This is a genomic window from Sinomonas sp. G460-2 (assembly GCF_047759905.1).
Classification (GTDB): Bacteria; Actinomycetota; Actinomycetes; order Actinomycetales; family Micrococcaceae; genus Sinomonas.
In genome coordinates this window covers 1-4,059 of the sequence record NZ_JBKZWT010000320.1, presented here as the reverse complement: position 1 = coordinate 4,059, position 4,059 = coordinate 1, and the positions used below count along the sequence as shown (strand labels likewise).

The following is a 4,059-nucleotide window of genomic DNA, read 5'->3' as shown; positions in this document are numbered from 1 at the left end:
CCGGACCAGAACCTCGTCCGGCGCGGTGCGGCGCGCGACGTCGTCGGCCAGCATCTCGACGAGCGAGGACACCGCCTGCCGCGAGAGGCGCGTAGTCGGCAGCCAGGGGAGGGCCTGGCGCCACGCCTCGAAGGACCACAGCAGGAGGTGATGCCGCTGGGTGAGATGCGCGCGCTCGTGATCGACGACGGCGGAGAGCTCGCCGGGCGTGAGCGCGTCCATGAGACCGTCGGAGAGCACGGTCACCGAGCGCGACCCGCCGGGGAGGCAATACGCCACTGGCGCGGGATGGTTGATGACAAGCGTGCGCTCGATCGCCCCGGACGGCAGGCTCAGGACCTCGAGCAGTTCGCGGTGGCGCCGCCGCTGGGTGGTGATCCGCGCGTACGTGAGCCCGAGGGTGAAGACGAGGTGGAGCCCGAGGAGCGCGGCGGCGCACAGTGCGAAGAGGTGCCAGAAGTGGAGCTGATCCGAGGCTCGGTTGCCCACGACGATCCCCAGGGCGCGCCGCACGGCCTGGAGGAGGTTGTCGCCGAGGGGTTCGAGCCCGTACACGAGCATGGCCCCGATCATGGAGAGCCCACCCGCGAGCGCGATCGACTGCCACAGCACCATCGCGGCGAACGGCGATCGTGAGGTCCAACGGGCGCGGGACAGCGCTACAGGAACCGGCCACGCGAGCAGGATGGCCAGCAAGGCGAGCAGGTACGCGGTCAGCAGCACGGCTGTCCCCGAAGCGTCAGGGTGGCCGGACTAGCCCCGGGCGAGGAGTTTGCGCAGGGTCGCGGCCTCGGCCTCGCTCACGCTCCCGATGAAGCGTGCGAGGACCGCTTCGCGGTCCGGCGCGGTGCCGAGCGCCTCGTGCATGAGACGCGCGGTGTGGTCCTCGCGCGTCGAGACGGCGCGGTATCGGTGCGGTCGCGTGCCGCGCTCGCGCTCCACGAGGCCCTTCTTCTCGAGCCGTGACAGCACGGTCAGGACGGTCGTCACGGCGAGGTCCTTGGCCTCGTGGCCCTGCCCCTCGCTCTGCGCGAGCCGGTCACGCAGCTCATTGGCCGTCGACGCATCAGAGGTCGACCAGAGCTGGTCCATCACCGAACGCTCGAGCTCCCCGAGGCTTGCCATCGTTACGTCCTCCCGTGATGATCGTCCCGGGTCTGCAGGTGCGCCCGGACCGGGTTCCCGCGGAACCTTGCCTCCATTCTACGCGAGGTAGAAGAAGGCGCGCAGCAGGCCTCGGCGCGTGTTCGCTGTGAGCAGGATGACGGCGAGGCGCGGCGTTGCGGGGAGCGGAGCCCGCATCGAATGTTCTACACTCTGTAGAAGAGTTGCTTCTACGGTTTGTAGAAGACTCCTCCGGCATCGACAGGAGCGCACATGGACGCCTTGGAAATCGCCCGTTGGCAGTTCGGCATCACGACTGTCTACCACTTCATGATGGTTCCCCTGACCATCGGACTTGGCCTCGTCGTGGCCGTCATGCAGACGGCCTGGTACCGGACGGGGAAGGCCGAGTACCTCAGGATGACCAAGTTCTGGGGCAAGCTCTTCCTCATCAACTTCATCATGGGCGTCGCGACTGGCATTGTGCAGGAGTTCCAGTTCGGCATGGCCTGGAGCGAGTACAGCCGCTTCGTGGGCGATGTCTTCGGTGCCCCGCTCGCCATGGAGGCGCTCCTCGCGTTCTTCGTTGAGTCCACGTTCCTCGGCCTCTGGATCTTCGGCTGGAAGCTCCTGCGGCCGGGCCTGCACCTCGCGGCCCTGTGGTGCGCTGTGATCGGTTCGGCCGTCTCGGCGTATTTCATCATCGTGGCCAATAGCTGGATGCAGCACCCGGTCGGCGTGACGGTGGTCAACGGCCACCCGGTCATGACGGATGCGTGGGCGGTCTTCACGAACAACACGGCGCTCGTCGCCGTGCCGCACACGCTCCTCGGCGCGCTCGGCGTCGCGGGCGCGTTCCTCCTCGGGATCTCCTGGTACCACCTGTGGCAGCGCCGCAAGGACGGCATCGACACAGTCGGCGCGGACGGGCGCGTGATCCCAGGCGAGCATCCGGAGCTCCCGGGCCGCGACCGCACCGACCACCGCGTGTGGCTCCGGAGCCTGCGGATCGGCGCCGTCGTCGCCATGATCTCCTTCGCGGGCACCGCGATCTCCGGCGACGTCCAGGGCAAGCTCATGTTCGAGCAGCAGCCCATGAAGATGGCCGCGGCCGAGGCGGCGTGCCACGACGGCACGAGCTTCTCCGTCCTCTCGGTGGGCGACGTCGGCTCGAAGGACTGCTCGAACGTCGCCGCCGTGATCGAGGTCCCGGGCCTGCTCTCGTTCCTCGCGAAGGGCGACTTCTCGACCAACGTCAAGGGCGTCAACAGCCTCCAAGACCAGTACAAGAAGGCTTACGGAACCAACCTCCCGGACAACCCCATCTACGGCGACCGCGCGGGCGAGGCCATCCAGTACGTCCCCGTCATGGAGGTCACCTACTGGGGCTTCCGAATGATGATCGGCTTCGGCGGCCTCGCGGCCCTGGCCGCCGCGGTCGCGCTGTACCTCACCCGCAGGGGCACGGTGCCGCAGGCCCGCTGGCTCATGCGGCTCGCGGTCGTCGGCATCCTCGCGCCCTTCGGCGCGAACGCCGCGGGCTGGATCTTCACGGAGATGGGACGCCAGCCGTTCGTCGTCGCGCCCAACCCGTCCATGGCCGGGAGCGTCGACCAGGTGTTCATGTTCACGGCCGCAGCAGTCTCACCCGGCGTGAGCGCGGCGGAGATCCTCACCTCGCTCATCGTCCTCTCGGCCATCTACGCGACCCTCATGGTCGTGGAGGTCAGGCTGCTGTGGCGGTACACCCGCGGCGGCGTCGCCTCCGCGATGCCTGAGCTGGCCTTGCCGCACGGCGAGGACGGACCCAGCGACGGGAAGCAGTCCGACGACGTCCTGGCCTTCGCCTACTAGGAGCGCACCGTGTCAACTCCTTCGGAATTCCTGCCCACGGTCTGGTTCTGCGCCGTCAGCGTCCTCTGGATCGGCTACCTGTTCCTCGAGGGCTTCGACCTCGGCGTCGGCATGCTCATGAAGCTCTTCGCCCGCAACGACGCCGAGCGCCGGGTTCTCCTCAATACGGTCGGCCCCGTCTGGGACGGCAACGAGGTCTGGCTGCTCACGGCCGGCGGCGCCACTTTCGCGGCGTTCCCGCGCTGGTACGCGTCCCTCTTCTCGGGGCTCTACCTGCCGCTCCTGCTAGCCCTCGTGGCCCTCATCTTCCGGGCGGTCGCGTTCGAGTACCGCGGCAAGATCGTCTCGGCGCGGTGGACGCGGGCGTGGGACTGGGCGATCGCGCTCGGTTCTGCGGTTGCCGCGTTCTGCGTCGGAGCGATGCTTGCCCTCACGACCACGGGCCTGCCGCTCGACGCGAACGGCGACCGCGTGGGCGGCCAGTTCGCGTGGCTCAACGTGCACGCCGTCCTCGGCGGGCTCGCCGTCGTCGGCTTCGCGCTGGTCCACGCGCTCGCGTTCCTCGCGCTCAAGACCGACGGCGAGATCCGCCGCCGCGCACACACGGCGTTCGGACGCTGGATGCCGCTCGGGATCCTCCCGCTCGTCGCGTGGGTCATCGACGTGCAGCTCCATGGCTCGAAGTGGTGGAGCTGGGCGCTCACGGTAGTTGCGGCCGCCGCGGCCCTCGTCGCCTGGGCGCTCGCCCGACGCGGCTCGGAAGGCCGGGCGTTCCTGCTCATGGCGCTCTTCCTCGCCGCGGGCGCGGCGGCGATCTTCAGCGCGGTGTTCCCGGTTGTCCTGCCGTCCACGCTCGATCCGGCGTACAGCCTCACCATCGGCACGGCGTCCTCCTCGGCGTACACGCTCGGCCTCATGAGCGTCGTGGCGCTCATCGGCCTCCCGCTCGTGCTTGCCTACCAGAGCTGGACCTACTGGGTGTTCCGCAAGCGGATCACGGTGGGCAGCATCCCGACGGCCCACAACGTGGTTCCGGCCTTCCTCGCGCGGGCCGTCACCGGACACGGGCCCGCAGGCCGTGGCCCGGCCGCGGACGAGTAG

The 4,059-nt window shown here is 69.2% G+C and carries 4 protein-coding genes; 2 read left to right on the top strand and 2 right to left on the bottom strand.

Annotation, left to right across the window (positions count from 1 at the left end; genetic code table 11):
* Positions 1 to 723, bottom strand: a 723-nt coding sequence (locus ACLN58_RS18955; RefSeq protein WP_415856791.1) for a M56 family metallopeptidase, incomplete at its 3' end; no start/stop codon positions are given.
* A gap of 30 nt (positions 724 to 753) precedes the next feature.
* A complete protein-coding gene (locus tag ACLN58_RS18950) occupies positions 754 to 1,125 on the bottom strand; it encodes a BlaI/MecI/CopY family transcriptional regulator (protein ID WP_415856790.1) in 372 nt (123 codons plus the stop codon).
* Positions 1,126 to 1,377: 252 nt separating this feature from the next.
* Here ACLN58_RS18950 and ACLN58_RS18945 point away from each other — a divergent pair, with 252 nt between their 5' ends.
* Positions 1,378 to 2,958 carry a cytochrome ubiquinol oxidase subunit I gene (locus ACLN58_RS18945; protein ID WP_415856789.1) on the top strand — a complete coding sequence of 527 codons (1,581 nt, stop codon included), beginning with the start codon at positions 1,378 to 1,380 and terminating at the stop codon, positions 2,956 to 2,958.
* 9 nt (positions 2,959 to 2,967) lie between these two features.
* Entirely contained in the window at positions 2,968 to 4,059 is a 1,092-nt protein-coding gene (cydB, locus tag ACLN58_RS18940; protein ID WP_415856788.1) for a cytochrome d ubiquinol oxidase subunit II, read from the top strand.

Bases quoted from the DNA above. Each gene is read 5' to 3' on its own strand.
- ACLN58_RS18950 (WP_415856790.1), bottom strand. From the start codon at position 1,125: ATGGCAAGCCTCGGGGAGCTCGAGCGTTCGGTGATGGACCAGCTCTGG.
- ACLN58_RS18945 (WP_415856789.1), top strand. From the start codon at position 1,378: ATGGACGCCTTGGAAATCGCCCGTTGGCAGTTCGGCATCACGACTGTC.